Origin of the sequence: Halomonas alimentaria, from assembly GCF_009902005.1 — a bacterium.
GTDB lineage: Bacteria > Pseudomonadota > Gammaproteobacteria > Pseudomonadales > Halomonadaceae > Halomonas > Halomonas alimentaria.
This window is the reverse complement of sequence record NZ_WUTT01000001.1, coordinates 1,269,536-1,295,502: the sequence shown is the minus strand read 5'-3', so window position 1 is coordinate 1,295,502 and position 25,967 is coordinate 1,269,536. Positions and strand designations below refer to the sequence as shown.

The following is a 25,967-nucleotide window of genomic DNA, read 5'->3' as shown; positions in this document are numbered from 1 at the left end:
TAGAGATCCTTTCGCAACCGTCAACGCTTCCGCATGCCAATCTGGGCGTCGCCGGCACACTGTATTCTGTGCCATTCGCGTTACGCCAGGGGCTGACAAGAAGGCTATTCAATGAACGAGAACCGAAACGTCAAGATTCGGGTTCGCAACCTGAGCAAGGTCTTCGGCAGCAACCCGAAGAAGGGGCTCGAACTGCGTGACCAGGGACTCAAGCGCACCGAGATCCACGAGAAGACCGGCCAGACGCTGGGCCTCTCCAACATCAACTTCGACGTCTACGAAGGCGAGCTGCTGGTGATCATGGGGCTCTCCGGCTCGGGCAAGTCGACTCTGATCCGCTGCCTCAACCGGCTGATCGAGCCCACCGAGGGCGAGATCATCATCGACGACGAGGACATCCCCAAGCTGGATGACAAGGCGCTGCTGGAGTGCCGCCGCCGTCACTTCTCGATGGTGTTCCAGAACTTCGCGCTCTTCCCCCACCGCACGGTGCAGCAGAACGCCGAATTCGGCCTGGAAATCCGCGGCGTGGACAAGGCCGAGCGCGCCGAGATCGCCCGCAAGGCGCTCAAGCAGGTGGGCCTGGACGGCTGGGAGGACTCCTACCCCAACCAGCTCTCCGGCGGCATGCAGCAGCGCGTGGGCCTGGCGCGGGCGCTGGCCAATGACTCCACGGTGCTGCTGATGGACGAGGCCTTCTCGGCGCTCGACCCGCTGATCCGCGGCGACATGCAGCAGGAGCTGCAGGAACTGCAGAGCCGGATGCAGAAGACCACGGTCTTCATCACCCACGACCTCGACGAGGCGCTCAACATCGCCGACCGCATCATCCTGCTCAAGGATGGCGAGATCGTGCAGATCGGCACCCCGGAGCAGATCCTGACCCACCCCGCCGACGACTATGTGAAGCGCTTCGTGGAAGGCGTGGACATGTCCAAGATCCTCACCGCCGAGCACGCCATGCGCAAGGTGCGCGCTGTGGCCCGCGAGGGCGACGGCCCGCGTACCACCCTGCGCAAGATGCACGAGCATAACCTCGACTCCATCTACGTCACCCGCCGCGACCGCACCCTGCTGGGCCTGCTCGAGGTGGATGCCGCGGAGCAGGCGGCCAGGCAGGGCGCCGACACCATCAGCGAGTCAATGACCCAGGACTTTCGCAAGGTCGGGCCCCAGGAGCCGCTGCACAACCTCTTCGCCATGTTCAGCGAGAAGAGCTTCCCCATCGCCGTGGTCGATGACGACGAGCGCCTGCTCGGCGTGGTGGTCAAGGGCGCCGTGCTCGACCAGCTCGCCCAGGCCACCGAGGAGAACTCCACGGCAGACGCAGACACCGATACCGCAGCGGCAGGAGAACAGTGATGGCGATCGAGATTCCAAGCATTCCGCTCGGCCAGTGGATCGAGGGTGGCCTCGACTGGCTGACCAGCGAGTACTCCATCGTGACCCGCGGCATATCCCGGGTGACCCAGACCGGCATCGACGGCCTCAACGACGCCCTGATGTGGCTGCCGCCCTGGGGCCTGCTGCTGATCATCGTCGGCCTCTGCTGGTGGGTCGCCAACCTACGCCTGGCGATCGGCGCTGCCGCCGGCCTGGCCCTGATCTGGAACCTGGGCCTGTGGGACCCGATGATCGAGACGCTCACCCTGGTGGTGATCGCCACCCTGGTGGCGGTGGTGATCGCTCTCCCGGTAGGCATCGCCGCGGCGCTTTCCGAGCGACTCTACCGCGTGATCATGCCGGTGCTCGACTTCATGCAGACCATGCCGGCCTTCGTCTACCTGATCCCAGCGATTCCCTTCTTCGGCATCGGCTCGGTATCGGCGATCTTCGCCACGGTGATCTTCTCCATGCCGCCGGCGATCCGCTTCACCACCCTGGGCATCCGCCAGGTGCCGGGCGAGCTGATCGAGGCCGCCGATGCCTACGGCGCCACCCGCAGCCAGAAGCTGTTCAAGGTGCAGCTACCGCTCTCCCTGCCCACGGTGATGGCAGGCATCAACCAGACCATCATGCTGGCCCTCTCCATGGTGGTGATCGCCGCCATGATCGGCGCCGACGGCCTGGGCAGCGAGGTATGGCGCGCCATCCAGCGCCTGCGCCCGGGCGACGGCTTCGAGGCCGGCATCGCCGTGGTGATACTGGCCATGCTGCTCGACCGCCTGACCCAGTCCCTGCGCAAGGGGCGCAAGGCATAAGCCAGCCTTGAAAAACACTTCCATGATCTTCATGGTGGTCTATTGAACACTTGGAGAAGAGGTAACCGATGAAGAAGCATCCGCTGAACCGTCGTATCCGTCTCGCCGGCCTGGCACTTGCCACCGGCGCAGCCCTGACCGCCGGTGCCGCCCAGGCTCAGGACAAGGGCACCGTCCACCTGTCCTACGTCGAGTGGTCCTCCACCGTGGCCTCCACCAACGTCATGCGTGCCGTGCTGGAACAAGCCGGTTACGAGGTGGAAACCTCCTCACTCTCTGCCGCCGCCATGTGGCAGTCGGTTGCCTCCGGCGACACCGACGCCCTGCTGGCGGGCTGGCTGCCCACCACCCATGAGGACTACTACGCCCAGCTCAAGGATCAACTTGTCGATACCGGGGTCAACCTGGACGGCACCAAGCTCGGCCTGGTGGTACCGAGCTACGTGGAAGCCGAGAGCATCGCGGAGCTCAACGAGTATGCCGACGACTTCGACGGCAAGATCGTGGGCATCGATCCGGGCGCCGGCATCATGCGCCTGACCGAGGACGTAATCGACGCCTACGAGCTCGATCTCGACCTGCAGACCGGTAGCGGCGCCACCATGAGCGCGGCTCTCAAGGCGGCCATCGATAACGAAGAGGCGATCGCCGTCACCGGCTGGACCCCGCACTGGATGTTCGCCCGCTGGGACCTCAAGTATCTCGAGGATCCCGAGAACGTCTATGGCGGCGCCGAGCAGATCCACACCATCGTGCGCCAGGGCCTCGAGGAGGATATGCCGGAGGCCTATGCCATCCTGGATGCCTTCGAGTGGACCGCAGAGGACATGGGCGAGGTCATGCTCATGAACCAGGAAGAGGACGCCGACCCCTACGAGAGCGCCAAGCAGTGGGTCGAGGAGAACCAGGAGCAGGTCCAGGAGTGGCTCGACGCCGCCAACTGATCCTGCTGACCCGCGGCGCTCGCCGCGCCTTCCCGGGGGAGCCACGCGAGTGGTTCCCCTGCTTCATGTCTGGCATGCCAGCTATGCTGTATCGCGCGGGCTCCTCGGAGCTCACCTGCGCCACTTTCATCATTGGTGTACAGTTCGCGTACAACAAGCGTGATGCGTTGAAGCACTGATCGCCAGAGAGCGACTACGCTTCGAGTGTCCCTTGCTGTATAGAACATGCTTGCTCAGGGCGCTGCCTCGCCCCTTCATCGCAACGACAAGGAGATGCCGTGATGTATCGCAAGATCATGGTGCCGATCGATCTCGCCCATATCGAGGTGATCGAGCCCGCCCTGCAGACGGTGGCCGACCTGGCCAAGCACTATGATGCCGAGGTCTGCTACGTGGGCATCACCTCCAGCACCCCGGGAAGCGTGGCACGCACCCCGGAGGAGTTCTCCCAGAAGCTGGAGGCCTTCGCCCAGAAGCGTGCCGCGGTACATGGCCAGCCGGTCAGCACCCACACCATCGTCAGCCCCGACCCCATCGCCGACCTCGACGACGACCTGATCGAGGCCATCGACAAGGTGGGTGCCGATCTGGTGGTGATGCCGACCCATCCGCCCAAGCATCTGGACGTGATCATGCCGTCCCACGGTGGCAAGGTGGCAACGCACACCAAGGCCTCGGTATTCCTGGTACGTCCGGGGGCCGGTGAATAACCGCTACGACACACAACTGCGTACATCGATAACCGCAAGGGAGACGTCTCGTGGCCAACCAGACCAACGATGACAAGCCCCAGGAGCCTCAGCAGGGCTCCGAGGGGATTCCGGCCCCGGAGGGGGCAGCCAACCTGATCGACACGGATTACGTGATCGGCCAGGACAACATCACCGCTTCCCCCATGGGGATCGACGTGGATCTGCACGGCAAGGTGTTCATGGTCTCGTCGATCGTGATCCTGCTGTTCGTGATCCTGACGCTGGCCATGCAGGCTCAGATGGAGCCGATCTTCAACAGCATGTTCAGCTTCCTGACCACCAAGCTGAGCTGGGTGTTCCTGCTCGGTGCCAACGTCTTCGTGATACTCGCGCTGGTGCTGATCTTCACCCCCATGGGCAAGGTGCGCATCGGCGGCGCCAAGGCCACGCCGGACTTCGGCTACCCAGGCTGGTTCGCGATGCTGTTCGCCGCCGGCATGGGCATCGGCCTGATGTTCTACGGCGTATCCGAGCCGCTGGGCCACTATGGCACCGCCTTCGGCGGCATCAGCATGGGCGAGGATGGCCTGCGTACCGACTGGGCGCCGCTGGGCGGTGCCGAGGGTGACCAGCAGGCCGCCATCTCGCTGGGCATGGCCGCTACCATCTTCCACTGGGGCCTGCACCCGTGGGGCGCCTACGCCATCGTGGGCCTGTCGCTGGCGATCTTCGCCTTCAACAAGGGCCTGCCGCTGACCATGCGCTCGATCTTCTACCCGGTGCTGGGTGAGCGTATCTGGGGCTGGCCGGGCCATCTGATCGATATCCTGGCGGTGTTTGCCACCCTGTTCGGTCTGGCTACCTCGCTGGGGCTGGGGGCGACCCAGGCCTCGGCCGGTCTCAACTACCTGTTCGGCATTCCCGACAACAACGTCACGCTGGTGCTGCTGATCCTGGGCATCACCGTCGTCGCCCTGGGCTCGATCATGCTCGGCGTCGACAAGGGCGTGCAGCGCCTGTCGCAGCTCAACATGGGCCTGGCCCTGCTGCTGCTGGTGTTCGTGATCGCCGTGGGCCCGACCCTGATGATCGCCACCGGCGTGCTCGAGAACCTGCTCGGCTATGTGAAGAACCTGCCGGCGCTCTCGATGCCCTTCGGACGCGAGGATGCCAACTTCAGCCAGGGCTGGACCGCCTTCTACTGGGCCTGGTGGATTGCCTGGTCACCCTTCGTCGGCATGTTCATCGCCCGTGTCAGCCGCGGCCGTACCGTGCGTGAATTCCTGATCGCCGTGCTGGTGGTGCCCACCCTGGCCTCGGTGGTATGGATGACCGCCTTCGGTACCACCGCCATCGACCAGGTGATCAGTTCCGGCATCTCCGAGGTGCAGGACGCCGCCCTGGAGCTGCAGCTGTTCACCATGCTGGAGTACCTGCCGCTGAGCGCCATCACCTCCTTCGTCGGCATCGTGCTGGTGATCGTGTTCTTCATCACCTCGTCGGACTCCGGTTCGCTGGTGATCGACTCCATCACCGCCGGCGGCAAGGTCGATGCACCCAAGCCCCAGCGCGTGTTCTGGGCGCTGATCGAAGGTGCCATCGCCATCGCCCTGCTGCTGGGTGGCGGCCTCGGCGCGCTGCAGACGGCGGCACTGACCACCGGCCTGCCCTTCACCCTGGTGCTGCTGGTGGGCTGCTATGCCATCGTCAAGGGACTGATGAGCGAGCCCAAGGCCAAGTAGATCGGCCCCAGGCTGGCAAGCAGCCAGCAAGACGCAGCGAGGCGGCCTTCGGGCCGCCTCGCTGCGTTATGGGTCGAGCTTATGGGCCGAGCCTTTGAACGGCGCTCGAGGTGCTCAGCTCCACAGTTCGCTTAGCGGGGTCTCCGCCGAGAAGCGACTGGCTACCTGGGCCTGCAGCAGCTCTGCGGTGGCCAGGGCATCCACCAGGGCGTGGTGCCCCTGGTAGGGGGGCAGGCCATAGCGCTCGCGACTCGCCTGCAGGCGGATCGATACCGGCGGGCGCCCCAGCCAGCGCCTGAAGCGCGCCCATAGCGACTGGCGGTAGAGCCGTGCCTCCAGCGACATGGTATCGATCACCGGAAACAGCAGCCCCTCCCCCAACCGATGCTTGAGGGCCGCATCGAAGAAGCCACGCTCGATATGCCGATAGTGAACCACCGCCAGTCGTCCCCGGAGCAGACCCAGCACCTCAGGCAGTACCTCGGCCAGGTCCGGGGCATTCTCCACCTCGTCATGGGTGATGTGGTGCAGGGTTACCGAAGTCGCGGTGAGCTCGCGATAGGGCTTGAGCACCCAGTAGCGCGCCTCGCGCAGCGGAATTCGCGCCAGGCTGAAGGGCACCATGCCGATGCTGACGATGGCATGGCGACGCGGGTCGAGGCCGGTGGTCTCGATATCCAGCGCCACCAGCGGCGCCTCGCCGATGGGCGTGTCGGCCGGCGGACAGCCGGTAGAAAAGAAGTCGGCCAGCAGTGGATGACTTACCCGGCCCGCGCGGTCGGCCAGATACTCCGGCCAGCCCGGTACCGCCTGCTGCCTGCGCCCCATGGCCATCCTAGCGCCTCCGCCGCTCGGCGGCGGGCGGCACAGGGTAGCGGAACTTGAGGAACTTCTGGGCGTTACTCAGCACCTGGAAGGCGTCCTTGAGGGTATGGCGCTCGCTGTCACTGACGTTCTCGGGTTCGATATTGTTGTCGGGTGTCCGCTCGTGCTGGATATAGATCACCTGGTGGCGTATCCGCGCCATGGTCAGGAACTCCAGCGCATGACGCAGCTTGGCACTCACGCCCTGGGCCAGCAGCTGGGTCTGGTCGATATCGTCGAGACGCTCGAAGCTGTTCTGGGCCCGGGAGCCGCAGGCCAGGGAGTGCACACGGATCAGGTCGGTGAGCGGTGCCGTGCCACGCCGCTTGAGGTTGATGGAGTTGTTGTGCTTGCCGTCCTTCTCCATCACGAAGGTGCGGAAGAAGCCCAGCGGCGGGGTACGGTTGAGCGCATTGCGGGCCATGGCGGCCAGGAACAGTCGGCTCTGGGGAGCCTGGGCAGCGATCAGGTCCTGAAGCTGCTCGACGTAGGCGTTTTCCCCGAACACCGCATCCAGGTCGAAGAAGATCGAGCTGTGCAGCAGACCCTCAGGGGTCGGATCGCGGATCCACTCCTGGAAGTAGCCCTTCCACACCGACAGCGGCTGGCGCCAGCGGGGATTGGTGGCCATGATGTCGCCCGTGCAGTAGCTGTAACCGCAGGTATCCAGGCCATCGCTTACTCGCTTGGCCAGCGCCAGGAAGTAGTCGTCGTGGGCCTTCGGATCGAAGTCGTCCGATAGCACCAGGGCGTTGTCCTGGTCGGTGACCAGGGTCTGCTCGTTGCGCGCCATGGAGCCCATGGCCATGAAGCAGTAGGCCACCGGCGGCGGTCCCAGCTCCTCCTCGGCCAGCTCCAGCAGGCGGCGGGTGAAGCTGCGCCCGATGGTGGAGAGTGCGCTGCCGATCATCCGCGAGTCGGCACCGTCCTCCACCATGCGCACGAAGGCGGCGCGCACGTCCGGCGCCAGCTTGGCCAGCCCCTCGGCGGTGGACTGGCTGTAGATATTGCTGACCAGGTAGAGGCTGGAGTGGGTCTCATAGCGGATGATATCGGAGAGGTGCACGATGCCCACCGGGCTGCGGCGATGCATCACCGGCAGGTGGTGGATGTTATTGCGCAGCATGGTCAGCATCGCCTCGTGCACCGACTCGTCGGACTGGATCGCCACCAGCCGGTCACCCACCACCTCTCCGATGGGGGTATCGGGCGGTCGCCCCTCGGCCACCGTGCGGCGGAAGTCGCTGTCGGTGAGGATGCCGCGCACCTGCCAGGCGCGCTCCTCGCTGTCGCGGAAGGTATAGCGCGGGTTGTCGCTGGGGCTGTCCAGCACCAGCACCGCCGAGGCGCCGAAGTCGCTGATCTGGCCGGCCGCCGCCTGCAGCGTGGTGCGCGCCTCGAGCATCAGCGGATAACGAGTGAGCAGCTTGCGCACCCGAGTGATCATCATGTCGTTCTGCTGCTTCTGATGCTCCACCGCACTCTCGAGGCGCGGGCGCTCCACCTCGACGAAGTCGGCGAAGTGCTCATCCTCTTCACACAGGCGCTGGAAGATGGCGTCGGGGATGAAGTAGATCAGCGAGTCTTCCAGGGTGCGGATGGGGAAGCGCACCTTGTGGTTACGCAGCAGGCTGAAGTGGCCGAAGATCTCCCCCTCACCGCGACGATCGTAGAGCTCCCCGTTGCGGCGCCTCACCTCCACCGCGCCGCTGCGCACATAGCCGAGGGCATCAATCTCCTGGTCGGCCACGTAGATATCGCTGTCGGCGCGGTAGTAGGCCACCTCCACCTGGCCGGCGATCTCGTCGAGCAGCTCGTCGGAGAGCGCATCGAAGGGCGGGAAGCGCCCCATATGCTGGCGAATCTCCAGCCATTCCACTTCCATGCGTCCTCTCCCGTCGCCGCTCATTTTCGCCAAGTCTGGAAGCTTGCCGGGACGCTGTAAAGCGCCTTCTTGCAGCCGCCATGTACATACGAGAACGGCCACCCCGGAGGGTGGCCGCGAATGCCGATGGGAGTCGGCGACGGGTCAAAGGTGGCTTACGACTGGGCCATCTCCTGGACACGCTGCATCAGCTCGGGATTCTGCTGGATGGCCTGGCCGATGGCGTTGAAGGTATCCACGTCGAGACCACTCTCCTCGACCACCTTAACCATCTCCTCGTTGGCCTCCATGCGTACTTCCTGCTGGGCGTCTTCGCCTTCAGCGGACTGCAGGCGCTCGGTGTACTCCTGAGACAACACCGCGATCTCCTTGGAGGCATCGGCGAACTGCTGGAGCTGGGCATCGGAGAAGTCCTGGGCCGGGGCGGCAGCCTGGGTCTGCTCGGCGGCATTGGCTGCAGAGTCCTCCTGGGCGTGTGCGGTGGCCGACATCAGGCCAGCGCTGAGCAAGGCGGCGGAGAACAGGGCAGTCATGCGTTTCATAGATACCTCCAGGTATTTTGCATCATGTATGTGCCCCCCTGTGACGACCCTCGTTCCGGGGAGTTCAGATCGTTTTGTGTTGGAATGTAACGAGGGCGCCCGCAGGCGCCCTCTCTTGCGTGGCAGAACCCATCAGCCGTAGGCCAGGTTGGGCAACCAGGTGACCAGCGCCGGGAACAGGATCACCAACAGCAGTCCCAGCGCCTGGATCCCCAGGAAGGGGAAGGAGGAGCGGAAGATCTGCGCCATGGTGATATGCGGCGGACACACCCCCTTGATATAGAAGAGTGCATAGCCGAACGGCGGGCTGAGGAAAGACATCTGCATGTTGACCAGGTAGATGACACCGAACCACAGCGAGACATCGGCGGGGTCCACCCCGGGCAGGCCGAGCACGCCATCGAAGGTGAGTCCCTTGATCAGCGGCACGAAGATCGGCACCGCCAGCAGCAGGATGCCCACCCAGTCCAGGAACATACCCAGCGCCACCAGCAGCACCATCATCAGCGCCAGCACCGCGTAGGGGCCTAGGCCCGCACCGGAGATCAGCTCCTGCACAAAGGTCTGGCCACCCTGCAGAATATAGAAGCCGACGAAGATGCTGGCACCGAAGATGATCCACATCACCATCGCCGAGGCAACCAGGGTGGTCATGCAGGCCGCGTGCAAGTTGGGCCAGGTGAGGCGCTTGTGCATCGCGGCCACCACCAGGGCGCCGAAGGTGCCGATGCCGGCCGCCTCCACCGGCGTGGCGATCCCGGTGAAGATGATGCCCAGCACCAGCACCACCAGCACGATGGGCGCCAGCATGTTGCGCAGCAGACGCAGCTTCTCCTTCATGTCGACCCGATCCTCAACCGGCATCGGCGGCGCCACCTTGATGTTGAGGGTGCCACGCATCCAGCAGTAGAAGCCGTACATGAAGGCCAGCAGCAGGCCGGGCAACAGCGAACCGAGATAGAGCTCGCCCACCGACTGCTGGGCGATGACGCCGTAGATAATGGCCAGTATCGAGGGTGGAATCAGGATGCCCAGGGTGCCGCCGGCCATGATCGAGCCGATGGCGATCTCCGGATCGTAGTTTCGCTTGAGCATCGCCGGCAGGGCGATCAGACCCATGGTCACCACCGCGGCTCCGATCACGCCAACCATGGCGGCGAGTAGTGTGGAGGCGATGACGGTGGCGATCGCCAGGCCCGCCTTGAGGCCACCCATCCACTTGTAGACGACATCGAACAACTCCTCGATGATCCCCGCCTTCTCCAGCACCGAGGCCATGAAGATGAACAGCGGAATGGCCGAGAGCTGGTAGTTGGTCATCATCGGGAAGATGCGCGACGGCATCAGGTTGAGCATGTCCTGGCTGCCCACCAGGTAGAGAAAGGCCACGCCCAGGCCGCCGGTGACGAAGGCCAGCGGCAGGCCCGCCACCAGCACCACCATCAGGGTGCCGAACATTACCAACGTCAGGCCGCCGATGCCGACATTGCCCAGCACGCTCTCCAGGCTGCCGGTCAGGCTCTCATAGTCAGTGGTGGCGATATTGACCATCTCGAACACCACCCAGGCGCCGAGCACCACGCCCAGCGCCACCAGCAGGTAGGCGACACCGCGGCCGTGGCGTTCGCCGGCGCGATGATGGCGGAAGGTCTGGAAATCGCGGATCAGCTGGGCGCACCCCTGCAACAGCAGCAGCAGGGCGCCGAAGAAGAGCATGAACTTCACCGGGTAGTACTGGATGGCCCACTCGGTGAAGGAGGTCTCGTTGGCATAGCTCGCGCCGAAGAAGTACTGATCGCTCACCGCCTGGGAGAAGAACCTCCAGCCGGTCACCAGCAGGCCGATGGTGAAGACGAAGAAGAACACCGAGGTGGCGAGGTCGAGCGCCGCCCTGGTCAGCGGCCGGGCGCGCTGGTAGAGGATGTCCACGCGCACGTGGCCGCCCTCGCGCAGCGCGTAGGCGCCGGCGATCAGGTACTGCATGCCGAACATCAGGGTCATCGACTCGTGGACCCAGTTGGTCGGCGAGTTGAAGGCGTAGCGCACCAGCACCTCGTAGGCGAAGGCGAAGGGCGCGATCAGCGACCAGTAGGCCACATAGCGGCCAAAGAAGCCGGAGACGCGGTCGACGGCGGCGGTGAAGCGATTGCCCGGCGGCCGATAGCGCTCCACCGGCGCCTCGCCGGGGAGCTCGGCGGTATCGCCGCCGCTCACCACGGCGCCGCGCCGAAAGCTGCGGTCGACGCAGGCCATCACCACCAGCGGCAGCAGGGCCAGCACGGACCAGTAGAGCCAGTGGGGCAGGACGAATTCGATATCGAGGTTCATGGACACTCCTCCGCTGCGCCATCGCCTCCCGGCGATGGCCACGGATCAACGAGTCAAGGAAGGCCGGGAGGCAGGGACGCTCACCGACCGGACCGGCGACCGCCCGCAAACGATCCCCGGCCCGGCAGGCCGGCGGCTCAGAGGGTGAGCTCGTGGCCCTGGATGTCCTCTTCGGTGATCAGCGCCACCGCCGGGTCCATCATGGTGTCGAGGTGCGCCTTGAAGAGCCGCGCGGCATCCGGGTCCTTGTTGGCCCACTTGAACCACAGCGGGATGGCGACTTCGCGGAAGCGGGTGGCGTCCTCCTCGGAGAGGTGGATGATCTCGACGCCCTTCTCGCGGTACTTGGGCCAGGCTTCGGCGTTGGCCTTCTGGATCGCGGCGTAGTGTTCGCGGGAGTAGCCGGCAACCAGGTCGTGCATCAGATCCTGGGTCTGGGAGGACATGCGCTCGTAGACGCGGCGGTTGACGGCGATATCCATGAGGTCGACGGACTGGTGCAGGCAGGGCGTGGAGGGCGGGCCCATGATGATGTAGTCGGCCACCTGCCAGAAGCCCAGCTCGTAGTTGACCGCGGCACCGGTGAAGTCGGCGGCATCGATGGTGCCCTTCTCCAGGGCCGGATAGACCTCGGAGCCCGGCAGCAGGGTGGTGCGCGCGCCCATGGCGGCGAAGGTCTCGGCGACGATGCCGCCCGGCATGCGGATCTTGACGCCATCGAAGTCGTCGAAGCTGCGCAGCGGCACCTTGGAGTGGATCAGGTTGAGGTCGTGGTGGACGTAGCCCAGCAGCTCCTGGCCCTGCTTGCGGTAGAGGTCCTTGGCGATGTCAAAGCCGCCGTAGGCACCGAACATCATGTCCCACTGGTGGGGCAGCGAGAGGCCCATGGGAAAGGCGGTGAGGAAGACGCCGGCGGGCATCTTGCCGGGCCAGTAGACGGTGAACCAGTTCTGGCCGTCGAGTACGCCGTTGCGCACGGCATCGGCGACCTCGAAGGCACCAGCCACGGCACCGGCCGGAAAGGGCTCGATGCTTACCTCGCCGCTGGTCGCTTCGACGACGCCCTTGGCCCAGGCCTCGAAGGTGCGGTAGCCGACGGTGCCCGGCTGCCAGGAGGACTGCATGCGGATGCGGATGCCCTCCTGAGCCTGGACGTTGCCGATCCAGGGCGCCGCCACGGCGACGGCGGAAGGTTGGCAAGGGGGCTCACCAGGGGCCATGATGCGGGCTTTGCCTCGCAAGGATGCCTCCATGACCTCACTCGCCCCCCACCGGCTCTGGCTGGCCATCATGCCGCTGCTGTTCGTGGCACTGTGGAGCACCGGCTTCATCGGCGCCAAGTTCGGCCTGCCCTATGCCGAGCCCTTCACCTTCCTGTTCATCCGCTTCGCCCTGACCCTGGCGCTGCTGGTGCCCCTGGCCCACTGGCTCTCGGGCGAGTGGCCCAGGGGACCCGCGCTATGGGGACATATCGCCGTCTCCGGTCTGCTGGTGCACGGAGCCTATCTGGGAGGCGTGTTCTACGGCATCTACCTGGGCATGCCGGCGGGGCTTGCCTCGCTGCTGGTGGGACTGCAGCCGTTGCTGACGGCGGGGCTGGCCGGGCCGCTGCTCGGGGAGCGGCTGGCGATGCGCCAGTGGCTGGGCCTGGCGCTGGGGCTGGCCGGGGTGATCCTGGTACTGGGCGGCAAGCTCGACCCGGGGGAGAGCCTGTTCCAGGGCTTCGGCCTGGGGGCGCTGGGCGCGGTGCTTGTGGCGCTGCTGGGTATCTCCGGCGGCACGCTCTACCAGAAGCGCTACTGCACCGGAATGCCGCTGCTCTCCGGCACCGTGGTGCAGTATCTGGCGGCGGCGACCCTGCTGGGCCTGGGTGCCCTGCTGTTCGAGGAGCGCGATGTCGAATGGTCCGCCACTTTCGCCATGACCCTGGGGTGGCTGGTGCTGGTGCTCTCGATCAGTGCCATCCTGCTGCTGATGGCACTGATCAAGCGCGGCGAGGCCTCGCGGGTGGCGAGCCTCTTCTATCTGGTACCGCCGGTCACCGCCCTGCAGGCGTGGTGGCTGTTCGACGAGGCACTGCCGCCAGTTTCGCTTCTGGGCATGGCCATCGCCATCGCCGGGGTGGTGCTGGTGGTCAGGACACCGCCGGCGACAGCCGACAGGCGGCGTACTTGAACTCCGGGATCTTGCCGAAGGGATCCAGCGCCGGGTTGGTCAGCAGGTTGGCCGCCGCCTCCACGAAGGCGAAGGGCACGAACACCATGCCCTCGGGCATCCGCGGATCGGCCCGTGCCACGAGGGTGATCGTTCCGCGCCGGGTGGCGATGGTGATCGATTCCCCCGGGGCCACGCCCAGGCGCCCCAGCTCCGCGGGTGCCAGGCTGGCGGCGGCCTCTGGCTCCAGGTCGTCGAGCACCCGACTGCGACGGGTCATGGCGCCGGTGTGCCAGTGCTCGAGCAGGCGCCCGGTGGTCAATACCGTCGGGTAGTCGGCGTCCACCGGCTCGTCCGGCGGCAGCGGTCGGGTGGGCGAGAACTTCGCCCGCCCGCCGGCGCGCGGGAAGGCATCGGAGAACACCACGTCCGCTCCCGGGGCATCGTCCGCCGGGCACGGATAGGTCACCGAGCCCTCGTCCTCGAGGCGCTCCCAGCTGATGTGGTCCAGCGAGTGCATTCCCTGCTTCATCTCCGCGAACACCTCCCGCGGGTGGGCATAGTCCCAGACCAGGCCGAAGCGCCGGGCGATCTCCTGGATGATCCACCAGTCGGGTTTCGCCTCTCCCGGCGGCGCCACGGCGGCGCGTCCCAGCTGCACCTGGCGATTGGTGTTGGTCACCGTGCCCTCCTTCTCGGGCCAGGCACTGGCCGGCAGGATGACGTCGGCAAACTGGGCGGTCTCGGTGACGAAGAGGTCCTGCACCACCAGGTGCTCCAGGGCCGCCAGGGCCTGCCGGGCGTGATGGAGGTCGGGGTCGGACATCGCCGGGTTCTCGCCGAGGATATACATCCCCTTGATGGTTCCGGCCAGGATGGCGTCCATGATCTCCACCACGGTCAGTCCCGACGTCGCGTCGAGGGGCGTATTCCACAGCTCCTCGAAGGCAGCGCGCAGCTGGGCATCGCCCACCGGCTGGTAGTCGGGCAGCACCATGGGGATCAGGCCGGCATCCGAGGCGCCCTGGACGTTGTTCTGCCCGCGCAGCGGGTGCAGGCCGGTACCCGGGCGACCGGTGTGGCCACAGGCCAGGGCCAGCGAGATCAGGCAACGGGCGTTGTCGGTGCCATGGACATGCTGGGAGATGCCCATGCCCCAGAAGATCATCGCCCGCTCGGCCCCGGCATAGGCCCGGGCGAGCTCGCAAATCGTCCCGGGGTCCACGCCGCACAGCGGCGCCATGGCCTCCGGGGTCATGTCGACCACGCTGGTCGCCAGCGCCTCGAAGCCCTCGGTGTGGGCGTCGATATAGGCCGGGTCATACAGCTTTTCGGCCACGATGACATGGAGCATGGCGTTGTAGAGAGCCACGTCACCGCCGGGGGTGAAGCGCACGCTGCGCCAGGCGTAGGCATCCAGCGCCTGGCCACGAGGGTCGAGGATGATCAGCCGGGTGCCGTTTCTCGCCGCCTGCTTGAAGTAGGTGGCAGCCACCGGGTGGTTCACCGCCGGATTGCAGCCGGTGAGGATTACCACATCGGCCTGAAGCGCCTGCATGAACGACGCCGTGACCGCCCCTGAGCCAAGGCACTCCATCAGCGCCGCCACGGAGCTGGCGTGGCAGAGCCGCGTGCAGTGATCGACATGGTTGGAACCAAAGCCGGTGCGCACCAGCTTCTGGAACAGCCAGGCCTCCTCGTTGGAGCACTTGGCGCTGCCGAAGCCGGCCAGCGCATCGGGGCCGTGGGCCGCCTTGAGTCCGGTGAGCCCGTTAGCGGCGAGATCCAGCGCCTCCTCCCAGCTCGCCTCGCGGAAGTGGGTCAGTGGGTTGGCGGGATCGAAGCCGGGATCCATGCCCTTGGGCACTCCCTCGCGGCGGATCAGCGGTCGGGTCAGCCGGGCCGGATGGTTGGGGTAGTCAAAGCCGAAGCGCCCCTTGACGCACAGCCGGCCCTGGTTGGAGGGCCCATTGCGGCCCTCCACGAAGAGGATCTGTTCATCCTTGACGTGGTAGGTGAGCTGGCAGCCCACGCCGCAATAGGGGCAGATGGAATCGACCGTGCGGTCGGCCACGGCGGAGTCGCCGCGACCTGCCTCATCGATCAGGGTCGCGGGCATCAGCGCCCCGGTGGGGCAGGCCTGGACGCACTCGCCGCAGGCCACACAGGTGCTCTCCCCCATGGGGTCGTCGAAGTCGAAGACGATCTTGGCCGCCGCCCCGCGATGCGCCAGGCCGATGACATCGTTGCCCTGCACCTCACGGCAGGCGCGCACGCAGAGGCCACACTCGATACAGGCGTCGAGATTGACGTTCATGGCCGAGTGGGTGGCGTCATGGCCGTCGGCATGGGGCAGCGCAGCCGAACGCGCGACGACATGCCGTACCGTCGGTGTCTCGCGCTCCGCTCGCGACGGCAGGCGCTGACGCACCGCACCGACGTCGATCGCCAGCCGTTCGGCCATGGCCCAGAGGTGGCTCGATCGGTCGGGGCCGGCATCGCGTTCGGGCTGGTCGGCGAGCAGCAGTTCCATGACCCCCTCACGCGCCTCCCGGGCGCGCTCGGAGCCGGCGCTCTTCACCACCATGCCCGGGGCCGCCTCGCGGATACAGCTCGCGGCGAGTACCCGCTCGCCCTCGACCTCCACCATGCAGGCGCGGCAGTTGCCGTCGGAGCGGTAGCCGGGGGCATCCTTGAAGCAGAGGTGGGGAATGGTCTCGCCGGCGCGCCTGGCCACCTGCCAAAGGGTCTCGCCGGGACGCGCGCTGACCTCGACGCCATCCAGGGTCAGGGTGAAGCTGTCGTTGCTGCTGGAGTCACTCATCTCGACCTCCCTACCCTTTCGCGATCAGCTGCCGGGCTTCGAGCTCGCCGCAAAAATCGCGCAGCAGGCTCGTCACCGGATTGTGCGCCGCCTGGCCCAGGCCGCAGATGGAGGCATCCGCCATCACCCGGGCGAGGCGCTCGAGCTGCTCGACATCCCACTCATCGCGTTCGAGCAGGGTGAGCATCTTCTCGGTGCCCACCCGGCAGGGCGTGCACTGTCCGCAGGACTCGTCGGCGAAGAAGCCCAGCAGGTTGGTCGCTACCGCCTTCAGATCATCCTGGTCCGAGAGCACGATGATCGCCGCCGAGCCGATAAAGCAGCCGTGCTCCTGCAGCGTATCGAAGTCCAGCGGGATATCGGCCTTGCTCGCCGGGAGGATGCCACCGGAGGCGCCGCCGGGCAGGTAGCCGGCGAGGCGATGCCCCTCGGCCATGCCGCCACAGTACTCCTCGAGCAGCTCGGCGAGCGTGATGCCCGCCGGGGCCAGGTGCACCCCGGGCCGGGCAACCCGCCCGGAGACCGAAAAGCTGCGCAGACCCTGGCGCCCGTGGCGTCCCTGGGCGGCGAACCAGTCGGCACCCTGCTCCCAGATCCGCGGAACCCAGTAGACGGTCTCGACATTGTTGACCAGAGTGGGCCGGCCAAAGAGCCCGCGCTGTGCCACGAAGGGCGGGCGATGGCGCGGCTTGCCGGGCTTGCCCTCCAGGGATTCGATCAGCGCCGACTCCTCGCCACAGATATAGGCACCGGCCCCCCGGCGCAGCACGATATAGTCCGGCAGTACGAGGCCTCCGGCCTCGAGCTCGGCGATGGCCTCGGTGAGCACCCGATGCAGGCCGGGATACTCGTCGCGCAGGTAGATATACAGAGCCTCCGCCTCCACCGCCCAGGCGCCCACCAGGGCCCCTTCCAGGAAGCGATGCGGCTCATGCTCGAGATAGTGGCGGTCCTTGAAGGTACCGGGCTCCCCCTCGTCGGCGTTGATCACCGCATAGCGGGGTCCGGGCTCGGCGCGCACCGCCTGCCACTTCCTGAAGATCGGGAAGCCGGCACCACCCAGGCCACGCAGCCCGGCATGCTCGAAGGCCTCGCAGAGCGCCGCGAAGTCCACCTCGCCGGCCTGGCATGCGGCCAGCAGCCGATAGCCACCCGCGGCGCGGTAGTCGGCCAGGCGCTGCCATAGGATCGCCTCGGGGTGGAAGTGGCCGGTATCCACCACCGCCTCGACCCCCTCCGCGGTGGCGTAACGGACGTGCAGGTGGCCCACCTGGGCCACCGGCGCACTGTCGCAGCGCCCCATGCACGGCGCCCGCAGCACCCGCACCGCCTCGGGGTCGGCACCGGACGCGAGCCGCTCGTGCAGCGCCTCGGCGCCGGCCAGGCGACAGGAGAGCGAGTCGCACACCCGCACGGTGAGTGCCGGCGGCGGCGCCTGGTCGTCGTGGACCACGTCGAAGTGGGCATAGAAGGTGGCGGTCTCGTAGATGGCCGCCATGGGCAGGGCCATGTAGCTGGCCAGCGCCCGCAGCTCCGCCATGGCCAGGTGGCCGTGGGCGTCCTGGAGGACGTGGAGGTGCTCGATCAGCCGGTCGCGGCGACGCAGCGCCGGATCGGCACGCTCGTCGCCGAGCAGGGCGCGCAGCCCGCTCAGCGCCAGCGGTGCCAGCTCGCGGCCGCGGGCCCCGCCGCGACGGCGTGCTCGTTGGGGGCTGGTGGTATCGTGCATGGCGGCCTCGCTATTCTGCTCTTGTCATTGTGGCTGTAATGCGGGCGATCATGCTCGCCGTAAGCTTCGCCTAGAAATTCTGCAGGTAGGCGACGCCGCCCAGGTTGCTCATCTGCCGGCGGATCCAGGCGCTGCGCTGGACCACCCCGGGAGAAGGCCGAGCGGCATCGCGACCCCGCGGGTCCGGCAGGATCGCCGCCAGGCGGCTGGCCTGGGCCGCACTCAGCTGGCCCGCCGAGATGCCGAAGTAGTGCTGCGCCGCAGCCTCCAGGCCGAACACGCCGCTATCCCACTCGGCGATATTGAGGTAGACCTCAAGGATGCGCTGCTTGGGCCACAGGGCCTCGATCAGCAGGGTAAACCACGCCTCGAAGCCCTTGCGTATCCAGCTGCGCCCGGTCCACAGAAAGAGGTTCTTGGCGGTCTGCTGGCTGAGGGTGCTGGCCCCGCGCAGCCGACCACCGTTGCGGCTCGCCTGCCAGGCGCGACGAATCTCCACCAGATCGAAGCCGTGGTGCTCCAGGAAGCGCTGGTCCTCGGCGGCGATCACCGCCAGCTTGGCGTGGTCGGAGAGCGCCTCCCAGGGTCGCCAGCGGTGCTGGATGTCGATGGGTTCCCGGGACACCCAGGAGTGCACCTTGCGCTCCACCATCACCATGGAACCGAATACCGGGGCCTGGCGGAACAGCAGTACCAGCAACACCGAGAGCACCACGAAGCCCAGGCACGCCCGCCACAGCCAGCCCCATAGTCTGCGTCTCCACCTGGCGATCATCGCCGACCTCGTCGCATGCGTCTCTCCCCTCGTCCCGGGCCCTGATCACGACCCCACAGCCCTCATGCGGCCAGTATAGGGCCCCGGTCGCCTCGACGGGAGACAGCTGCCTCAGCGCTTCTTGTGCAGCCGCTCGGCGTGATAGCGCAGGTGCTCCTCGATAAAGGAGGCGATGAAGTAGTAGCTGTGATCATAGCCCGGCTGGCGACGCAGGGTCAGCGGATGGTCGTGCTCGGCGCACACCGCCTCGAGCCGCTCGGGCTTGAGCTGCTCCTCGAGGAAGTCATCCGCCTCGCCCTGGTCGATAAACAGCGGCTGGCTGGAGGCGCCACGGGCCACCAGTTCACAGGCATCGTACTGGGTCCACTTGCCACGGTCCTCGCCGAGATAGCCGGTGAAGGCCTGCTGCCCCCAGGGACACTCGGTAGGATTGACGACCGGGGCGAAGGCCGACACCGAGCGATAATGACCGGGCCGGCGCAGCGCCATTACCAGGGCACCATGACCGCCCATGGAGTGGCCACTGATCGACTCCCGGCCATTGACCGGAAAGTGCTGACGCACCACCGAGGGCAGCTCTTCGGTCACGTAGTCGTACATGCGGTAGTGGCGCTTCCAGGGTTCCCGGGTGGCATTGACGTAGAAGCCGGCGCCGGAACCGAAGTCATAGCTGTCGTGCTCGCCGGGCAGGTCGGTGCCACGCGGACTGGTGTCCGGACAGATGATGGCGATGCCCAGCTCCGCGGCCATGCGGTGCGCACCGGCCTTCTGCATGAAGTTCTCGTCATTGCAGGTCAGCCCGGAGAGCCACCACAGCAGCGGCACTCGCTCGGTCTCGGCCTGGGGCGGCAGATAGATGGCAAAGACCATCTCGCAGTCCAGCGTCCGGGAGCGATGGCGGTAGCGCTTGTGCCAGCCACCGAAACTCTTGTTGGCCGATACCAGCTCGAGGTGCTCGGTCATGGTCATGGATATGCCTCCTGTCGGGCGCTCATCAATAGTGGAGCACGGTACGAATGCTTTCGCCCTTGTGCAGCAGTTCGAAGGCCTCGTTGATCTTCTCGAACGGCATGTCATGGGTAATGAAGTCGTCGATATTGATCTCGCCGTTCATGTACTGCTCCACGTAACCCGGCAGCTGCGAGCGACCCTTCACGCCGCCGAAGGCGGAGCCCTTCCAGACCCGGCCGGTCACCAGCTGGAACGGGCGGGTGCTGATCTCCTCGCCGGCGCCGGCCACGCCGATGATCACCGACTCGCCCCAGCCCTTGTGACAGCATTCCAGGGCCGAGCGCATGACATTCACGTTGCCGATGCACTCGAAGGAGTAGTCGACGCCGCCATCGGTCATGTCGACGATCACCTCCTGGATGCTGGCGGCGTGATCCTTGGGGTTGACGAAGTCGGTGGCGCCGAACTGCTCGGCGAGCTTGAACTTCTCGGGATTGACGTCGATGGCGATGATGCGGCTGGCCTTGGCCATGACGGCGCCCTGGATCACCGCCAGGCCGATGGCGCCCATGCCGAACACGGCGACGGTGGAGCCCGGCTCGACCTTGGCGGTATTCATCACCGCGCCGATGCCGGTGGTCACGCCACATCCCAGCAGGCAGATCTTGTCCAGGGGCGCCTCCTTGGAGACCACCGCCAGGGACACCTCGGGGACTACGGTATACTCGCTGAAGGTGGAGCAGCCCATATAGTGGTGCAGCGGCTGGCCATCCAGCGAGAAGCGCGACGTACCATCGGGCATGACGCCCTTGCCCTGGGTGGCGCGTACCGAGCTGCACAGGTTGGTCTTGCCGGAGAGGCAGAACTTGCACTGGCCACACTCGGCGGTATACAGCGGGATGACATGGTCACCGGGGCGCAGGCTGGTAACGCCCTCGCCCACCTCCTGGACGATGCCGGCCCCCTCGTGGCCCAGCACCGCCGGGAAATTGCCCTCCGGGTCGGCACCGGAGAGCGTATAGGCGTCGGTGTGGCAGACGCTGGTGGCGGCCATCTTCACCAGCACCTCGCCGGCCTTGGGGCTTTCGACGTCGATCTCGACGAGTTCCAGGGGCTTGCCCGCTTCCAGGGCAACGGCGGCGCGTGACTTCATGATCGATCTCCTCACTCGGGGGAATGTTGTCCCCAGTCTAGGCAAGATCGCCATACAAGATAAACTGCACCAAAGGCACGACATTATTGCCACACAGCAATAATGTCGACAACTGGTAACCGAGCTGCGTGAGAGGCGCCGGCGACAGGTCGCAGAGGGGGTCCTACGCCAGGGATGGCGTCGGTAGCGCCCAGGGAGGGGTTCACAGCGCCCCCTCGGAGACCTGCCGCCGGATCAGCCTCGAACAGCTCTTGATCAAGGTGCTTGAATGCAGCGCTGGGATAGAATCGAGGCCTTCGTCGAGGTGGTGCGTCTGGGCACCTTCGTCGCTGCGGCGCGGGAACTGTCGGTGTCGCCCTCCCACGTCAGCCGGCTGGTGGCCCAGCTCGAGCAGCAACTGGGCACTGCCCTGCTCTACCGCACCACTCGCCAGATCCACCTGACCGACGCCGGGGCACTCTATTACCGCCACTGCCGCCACCTGTTCGATGGTTTCCGCGAGGCCGAGTCCGCCATCGGTGACCTTCAGGACCGTCCCCAGGGACGGCTCTCCCTGACGTCGGCCACCACCTTCGGTGAGCGCTTCATCGCGCCTCTGGTCAACGACTTCCAGCTCGAACATCCACAGCTGGAGGTGCGCATGCACTTCACCAACCGCCAGGTGGATATCATCGATGAGGGCTTTGACGTGGCGGTCCGCATGGGCCGCCTGGAGGATTCGAGCCTGGTCGCCAGGCGCCTGTGCGAGCGCCGCGAATACGTTGTCGGCGCCCCGGCGTATTTTGCCCATATTTCCCAACCCCATGCCCTGGCCGAGCTCTCCCGACACCGCTGCCTGGTGGGCTCACGCGACCACTGGCGCTTCGCCGTGGACGGCGTCCGCCGTGAGGTGCGCGTCGACGGCCCCTGGCGCGCCAACTCGGGACCCGCCCTGCTCGATGCCGCCCTGAAGGGCCTGGGGCTGGCCCAGCTACCCGACTATTACGTGAAGGAGCACCTGGCCAACGGCGACCTGGTCTCGGTGCTCGACGCCTACCGCCACGACGATAACGCCGTGTGGGCGGTGTTCCCGCGTCACCGACAGCGCTCCCCCAAGCTGCACCGCTTCCTCGACCACCTGGTCGAACACCTGCCGAAAAGCCTGCCTTCCGTCCATTGAAAAGGCGCCCCGCGGGGCGCCTCGAGTTTGCATGGCAAGACGGGACTCACTTGAAGTTCTTCTTCACGACCTTCTGGATCTCGCCGACGATCCCACTGCGGAAACTCAGCACGCAGATCACGAAGATGGCGCCGAGAATCACGCTGACCCAGTTGCCGAGCGGCGACTGGGCGAGCTGGGTCTGCAGGCTGACCACCACGCCGGCTCCCACCAGGGGGCCGAACAGCGTCCCCACCCCGCCCAGCAGGGTCATCAGGATCACCTCGCCGGACATGTGCCAATGGGCATCGGTCAACGAGGCGAGCTGGAAGACCACGGTCTTGGTGGAGCCCGCCAGGCCCGCCAGGCCGGCGGAGAGCACGAAGGCCACCAGCTTGTAGGCGTCGACGTTGTAGCCGAGCGAGACGGCGCGCGGCTCATTCTCGCGGATCGCCCTGAGCACCTGGCCGTAGGGCGAGTGAACGGCACGCCGGATGATCGCGAAGCCGATCACGAACACCGCCAGCACGAAGTAGTACATGTTGAGGTTGCTGTCGAGGCTGATCAGCCCGAACAGCGCGCCCCGCGGCACCCCGTGCAGGCCATCTTCGCCGCCGGTGAAGGGCGCCTGGACGAAGAAGAAGAACATCATCTGCGCCAGGGCCAGGGTCACCATGGCGAAGTAGATGCCCTGGCGGCGGATCGCCAGGGCGCCGAACAGGGTGCCCAGCACCACGGCGGCGAAGGTGCCGATCAGGATACCCAGCTCGGGGGTCAGCCCCGGGTAGCTGGCCAACATGATGCCGGTGAAGTAGCCGCCGGTGGCCAGGAAGGCAGCGTGCCCGAAGGAGAGCAGGCCGGCGTAGCCGAGCAGCAGGTTGAAGGCGCAGGCGAACAGCGCGAAGCACAGCACCTTCATCAGGAACACCGGGTAGGCCACGAAGGGGGCCACCAGGGCGATGGCGATCAGCACCAGGTAGAGAACGTTGCGACGCAGCCTGGCCTGGCGGCGGCGCTGCATGGCGAGAGTCAGGGTCTGGGTTGCCGACATGGCGTCAAGCCTCCTTGCCGAAGAGTCCCGCGGGACGCAGCATCAAAACCACCACCATCACCACGAAGATCACGGTGTTGGCGGCCTCGGGATAATAGACCTTGGTCAGGCCCTCGATCAGGCCCATGGCCAGGCCGGTGATGACCGCACCGATGATCGAGCCCATGCCACCGATCACCACCACCGCGAAGACCACGATCAACAGGCTCGAGCCCATGGTCGGCGACACCGGGTAGAGCGGCGCGGCCAGCACCCCGGCGAAGGCGGCCAGGGCCACCCCGAAGCCGTAGGTCAGGGTGATCAGCTGGGGCACGTTGACCCCGAAGGCCTGCATCAGCGACGGGTTCTCGGTGCCGGCGCGCAGGTAGGCGCCCAGGCGGGTGCGCTCGATGATGAACCAGGTAGCCAGGCAGACCACCAGCGCCGCCAGCAGTACCCAGCCGCGATAGGTGGGCAGGAACATGAAGCCCAGGTTCATCCCGCCTTGCAGGGCCTCGGGCGTGGGATAGCTCGAGCCCGAGACGCCGAAGAAGTTGATCAGGGTGCCCTCGAAGATCAGCGCCAGGCCGAAGGTGAGCAGCAGCCCGTAGAGGTGGTCGAGGTGGGCGATACGGCGCAGGATAAAGCGCTCGATCAGCATGCCCAGTCCGCCTACCACCAGCGGCACCACCAGCAGCGCCGCCCAGTAATTGAGCCCCAGATACTGCAGGCCCAGCAGGGCCACGAAGGCGCCCAGCATGTACATGGCGCCGTGGGCGAAGTTGACGATCTTCAGCAGGCCGAAGATCACCGCCAGCCCCAGGCTCAGCAGGGCATAGAAGGCACCGTTGATCAGGCCCAGCATCAGCTGGCCCATGAACACCATCACCGGCACCCCGAAAATCATTGTCATCTCATGGGCCTCCCGTCAGCTGGCGGCGGCCGTAGCCGCCGCCGGTTCCACATCCGCTCAGTTGTTGACCAGGTCGCACTGGCTCTCGGAGAGCGGGCGGTAGGCCTCTTCTGCCGGGATGGTGGCGAGGATCTCGTAGACGTCCCACTCGTCGGTGGACTCTTCGGGCGTCTTCACGCGGGCCAGATACATGTCGTGGACCATGCGGCCATCCTCACGGATGCGACCGTTGCGCGAGAAGAAATCCTCCACCGGGCGCTCGGCCATGGCCGCGCGGATCGCCTCGGGGGTATCGGTGCCCTCCTCGGCCACGGTCTCCAGGTAGTGCATGGTGCTGGAGTAGATGCCGGCCTGGACCATGGTCGGACGTGCGCCCACCCGGTCGAAGTAGCGGTCGGCCCACTCGCGCGCCTGGTCATCCATGTCCCAGTACCAGCCGGTGGTGAGCAGCAGGTTCTGGGTATCCTCGAGACCCATGGAGTGGACGTCATTGAGGAAGATCAGCAGGCCGGCGAGCTGCTGGCCGGACTGGGTCAGGCCGAACTGGCTGGCGGTGGTGATGGCGTTGACGGTATCGGCACCGGCGTTGGCCAGGCCGACGATCTTGGCGCCGGAGCCCTGGGCCTGGAGGATGTAGGAGGAGAAGTCACTGGTCGGGAAGGGGTGACGCACGCCGCCGACGATCTCCCCGCCGTTCTCCTCCACTACCTTGGTCACGTCGCCCTCCAGGGCGTGGCCGAAGGCGTAGTCGGCGGTGAGCATGAACCAGGTATCGCCGCCCTGCTCGACCACCGCCTTGGCGGTGCCGTTGGCCAGCGGGTAGGTGTCATAGACCCAGTGAATATGGTTGGGGGTGCAGTGCTCGTTGGTGATGCTGGAGGCGGCAGAGCCGGAGACGATGCCCAGGCCGTCGTTCTCCTCGATCACCTTGGTGGCAGCGATGGAAACCGAGGAGGCCACCAGGCCGGCGACCAGGTCGACGTTGCGGGTGTCGAACCACTCACGCACGGTGTTGGCACCCACATCGGCGCTGTTGCGGTCATCGGCGCTGAACACCTCGATGGGGGCGCCGTTGACCTCGCCACCGAAGTCCTCGATGGCCATCTCCAGGGCCGCGAGGCCGCCGGGGCCGGCCAGGTCACGGTAGGTGCCGGACATGTCGGCGAGATAGCCGATGCGCACGGCATCATCACTCATCTGGGCCTGGGCGCCGGTGGCCATCAGGGTGGCGGTGGCCAGGGCAACGCTGGTAGCGAGAATCTTGCGATTGAAGGTCATGATTGACTCCGTGGCCCACGAGGGGCGGTTTGTTGTTGTCGATACGGTTGGCGGTGGTGAAACTGCCGGGCGACGGGCGTGCCGTCACACCCCCAGCAGGCTGTTGAGGTGGTCGCGACGCGACGGCAGTTCGGCGGCGCTGATCTCCTCGATGATGCGACCGTGCTCCATCACGAAGTGACGGTCGGCCAGCGGCGCGGCGAAGCGGAAGTTCTGCTCCACCAGCACGATGGTCATGCCCCGCTCCTTGAGCTTGACCAGCACCTCGCCGAGCGCCTGGACGATGACCGGGGCGAGGCCCTCGGTGATCTCGTCGAGCAGCAGCAGCCGCGCCCCGGTGCGCAGGATGCGCGCCATGGCAAGCATCTGCTGCTCGCCGCCGGAGAGCCTCGTGCCCTGGCTGCGGCGCCGCTCGTAGAGGTTGGGGAACATGGCGTAGATCTCGTCGAGGCTCATGCCGTCGGAGCGCACCGTGGGCGGCAGCATCAGGTTCTCCTCGACGTCGAGGCTCGCGAAGATGCCGCGCTCCTCGGGGCAGTAGCCGATGCCCAGCCGCGGGATGCGGTGGGGCTTCATCCCCAGGGTCTCGTTGCCGTTGATCATGATCGAGCCGGTGCGCCGGCCAACCATGTTCATGATCGACTTCAGGGTGGTGCTGCGCCCGGCGCCGTTGCGGCCGAGCAGGGTCACCAGCTCACCGCGCTTCACGTCGAAGTCGACGCCATGGAGGATGTGGGACTCGCCGTAGAAGGCGTGCAGGTCGCTGACCCGCAGCATCTCGGCGCCGTCATGGTGGGGATGGGCGCCGCGGGTCTCGCGGATCG

21 protein-coding genes are annotated in these 25,967 nt (G+C 66.4%); 7 read left to right on the top strand and 14 right to left on the bottom strand.

Annotation, left to right across the window (positions count from 1 at the left end; translation table 11 throughout):
* The first annotated feature begins 111 nt into the window (after positions 1 to 111).
* From GRB96_RS06205 to GRB96_RS06185, 5 genes are all read left to right on the top strand, one after another.
* Positions 112 to 1,362: a quaternary amine ABC transporter ATP-binding protein gene (locus tag GRB96_RS06205; RefSeq protein ID WP_161431322.1), complete on the top strand. Its 1,251-nt coding sequence runs from the start codon at positions 112 to 114 to the stop codon at positions 1,360 to 1,362.
* Positions 1,363 to 1,367: 5 nt separating this feature from the next.
* Positions 1,368 to 2,201 carry an ABC transporter permease subunit gene (locus GRB96_RS06200; RefSeq protein WP_161433032.1) on the top strand — a complete coding sequence of 278 codons (834 nt, stop codon included), beginning with the start codon at positions 1,368 to 1,370 and terminating at the stop codon, positions 2,199 to 2,201.
* Positions 2,202 to 2,269: 68 nt separating this feature from the next.
* The gene (locus GRB96_RS06195; protein WP_161431321.1) at positions 2,270 to 3,145 is read left to right on the top strand and encodes a glycine betaine ABC transporter substrate-binding protein; all 876 of its coding nucleotides are present in this window, start codon (positions 2,270 to 2,272) and stop codon (positions 3,143 to 3,145) included.
* Positions 3,146 to 3,426: 281 nt separating this feature from the next.
* Positions 3,427 to 3,855, top strand: coding sequence for a universal stress protein (locus GRB96_RS06190; protein WP_161431320.1), 429 nt, complete (start codon positions 3,427 to 3,429; stop codon positions 3,853 to 3,855).
* 50 nt (positions 3,856 to 3,905) lie between these two features.
* Positions 3,906 to 5,579 carry a BCCT family transporter gene (locus GRB96_RS06185; RefSeq protein ID WP_161431319.1) on the top strand — a complete coding sequence of 558 codons (1,674 nt, stop codon included), beginning with the start codon at positions 3,906 to 3,908 and terminating at the stop codon, positions 5,577 to 5,579.
* A gap of 114 nt (positions 5,580 to 5,693) precedes the next feature.
* Here the strand turns inward: GRB96_RS06185 and GRB96_RS06180 are convergent, their stop codons facing one another.
* The 5 genes from GRB96_RS06180 to dctP all read right to left on the bottom strand — a co-directional run bounded on the left by GRB96_RS06180 (position 5,694) and on the right by dctP (position 12,439).
* A complete protein-coding gene (locus tag GRB96_RS06180; RefSeq protein ID WP_161431318.1) occupies positions 5,694 to 6,413 on the bottom strand; it encodes a 3'-5' exonuclease in 720 nt (239 codons plus the stop codon).
* A 1-nt stretch (position 6,414) separates the two neighbouring features.
* Positions 6,415 to 8,328: a DUF294 nucleotidyltransferase-like domain-containing protein gene (locus GRB96_RS06175; RefSeq protein WP_161431317.1), complete on the bottom strand. Its 1,914-nt coding sequence runs from the start codon at positions 8,326 to 8,328 to the stop codon at positions 6,415 to 6,417.
* 155 nt (positions 8,329 to 8,483) lie between these two features.
* Positions 8,484 to 8,870: a DUF4168 domain-containing protein gene (locus GRB96_RS06170; protein WP_161431316.1), complete on the bottom strand. Its 387-nt coding sequence runs from the start codon at positions 8,868 to 8,870 to the stop codon at positions 8,484 to 8,486.
* 132 nt (positions 8,871 to 9,002) lie between these two features.
* Complete coding sequence (locus GRB96_RS06165; RefSeq protein WP_161431315.1) at positions 9,003 to 11,198, bottom strand: TRAP transporter large permease subunit; 2,196 nt, start codon at positions 11,196 to 11,198, stop codon at positions 9,003 to 9,005.
* Positions 11,199 to 11,335: 137 nt separating this feature from the next.
* Entirely contained in the window at positions 11,336 to 12,439 is a 1,104-nt protein-coding gene (gene dctP, locus GRB96_RS06160; RefSeq protein WP_240894135.1) for a TRAP transporter substrate-binding protein DctP, read from the bottom strand.
* Positions 12,440 to 12,449: 10 nt separating this feature from the next.
* Here dctP and GRB96_RS06155 point away from each other — a divergent pair, with 10 nt between their 5' ends.
* Positions 12,450 to 13,373, top strand: a complete 924-nt coding sequence (locus GRB96_RS06155; RefSeq protein ID WP_205743501.1) for a DMT family transporter — start codon at positions 12,450 to 12,452, stop codon at positions 13,371 to 13,373.
* Here GRB96_RS06155 and fdhF read toward each other — a convergent pair.
* The 5 genes from fdhF to GRB96_RS06130 all read right to left on the bottom strand — a co-directional run bounded on the left by fdhF (position 13,333) and on the right by GRB96_RS06130 (position 20,784).
* Positions 13,333 to 16,176, bottom strand: coding sequence for a formate dehydrogenase subunit alpha (gene fdhF, locus GRB96_RS06150; protein ID WP_161431313.1), 2,844 nt, complete (start codon positions 16,174 to 16,176; stop codon positions 13,333 to 13,335). The genes GRB96_RS06155 and fdhF overlap by 41 nt on opposite strands.
* 10 nt (positions 16,177 to 16,186) lie before the next feature.
* Positions 16,187 to 17,905 (bottom strand): NADH-ubiquinone oxidoreductase-F iron-sulfur binding region domain-containing protein, encoded by a 1,719-nt coding sequence (locus GRB96_RS06145; protein ID WP_161431312.1) that lies wholly within the window; start codon positions 17,903 to 17,905, stop codon positions 16,187 to 16,189.
* A 70-nt stretch (positions 17,906 to 17,975) separates the two neighbouring features.
* Entirely contained in the window at positions 17,976 to 18,680 is a 705-nt protein-coding gene (gene mtgA, locus GRB96_RS06140) for a monofunctional biosynthetic peptidoglycan transglycosylase (RefSeq protein WP_161431311.1), read from the bottom strand.
* Positions 18,681 to 18,791: 111 nt separating this feature from the next.
* Positions 18,792 to 19,649: an S-formylglutathione hydrolase gene (fghA, locus tag GRB96_RS06135; protein WP_161431310.1), complete on the bottom strand. Its 858-nt coding sequence runs from the start codon at positions 19,647 to 19,649 to the stop codon at positions 18,792 to 18,794.
* Positions 19,650 to 19,674: 25 nt separating this feature from the next.
* A complete protein-coding gene (locus GRB96_RS06130; RefSeq protein ID WP_161431309.1) occupies positions 19,675 to 20,784 on the bottom strand; it encodes an S-(hydroxymethyl)glutathione dehydrogenase/class III alcohol dehydrogenase in 1,110 nt (369 codons plus the stop codon).
* A 268-nt stretch (positions 20,785 to 21,052) separates the two neighbouring features.
* Here GRB96_RS06130 and GRB96_RS06125 point away from each other — a divergent pair, with 268 nt between their 5' ends.
* Positions 21,053 to 21,943: a LysR family transcriptional regulator gene (locus GRB96_RS06125; protein ID WP_161431308.1), complete on the top strand. Its 891-nt coding sequence runs from the start codon at positions 21,053 to 21,055 to the stop codon at positions 21,941 to 21,943.
* A gap of 46 nt (positions 21,944 to 21,989) precedes the next feature.
* Here GRB96_RS06125 and GRB96_RS06120 read toward each other — a convergent pair whose 3' ends face one another.
* The 4 genes from GRB96_RS06120 to GRB96_RS06105 form a co-directional block, all read right to left on the bottom strand.
* Entirely contained in the window at positions 21,990 to 22,973 is a 984-nt protein-coding gene (locus GRB96_RS06120) for a branched-chain amino acid ABC transporter permease (protein ID WP_161431307.1), read from the bottom strand.
* A 4-nt stretch (positions 22,974 to 22,977) separates the two neighbouring features.
* Positions 22,978 to 23,865 (bottom strand): branched-chain amino acid ABC transporter permease, encoded by an 888-nt coding sequence (locus GRB96_RS06115; RefSeq protein ID WP_161431306.1) that lies wholly within the window; start codon positions 23,863 to 23,865, stop codon positions 22,978 to 22,980.
* Between the two features lie 57 nt (positions 23,866 to 23,922).
* Entirely contained in the window at positions 23,923 to 25,143 is a 1,221-nt protein-coding gene (locus GRB96_RS06110; RefSeq protein ID WP_161431305.1) for an ABC transporter substrate-binding protein, read from the bottom strand.
* A gap of 84 nt (positions 25,144 to 25,227) precedes the next feature.
* Positions 25,228 to 25,920, bottom strand: a complete 693-nt coding sequence (locus GRB96_RS06105) for an ABC transporter ATP-binding protein (protein ID WP_161433031.1) — start codon at positions 25,918 to 25,920, stop codon at positions 25,228 to 25,230.
* Positions 25,921 to 25,967: the final 47 nt, after the last annotated feature.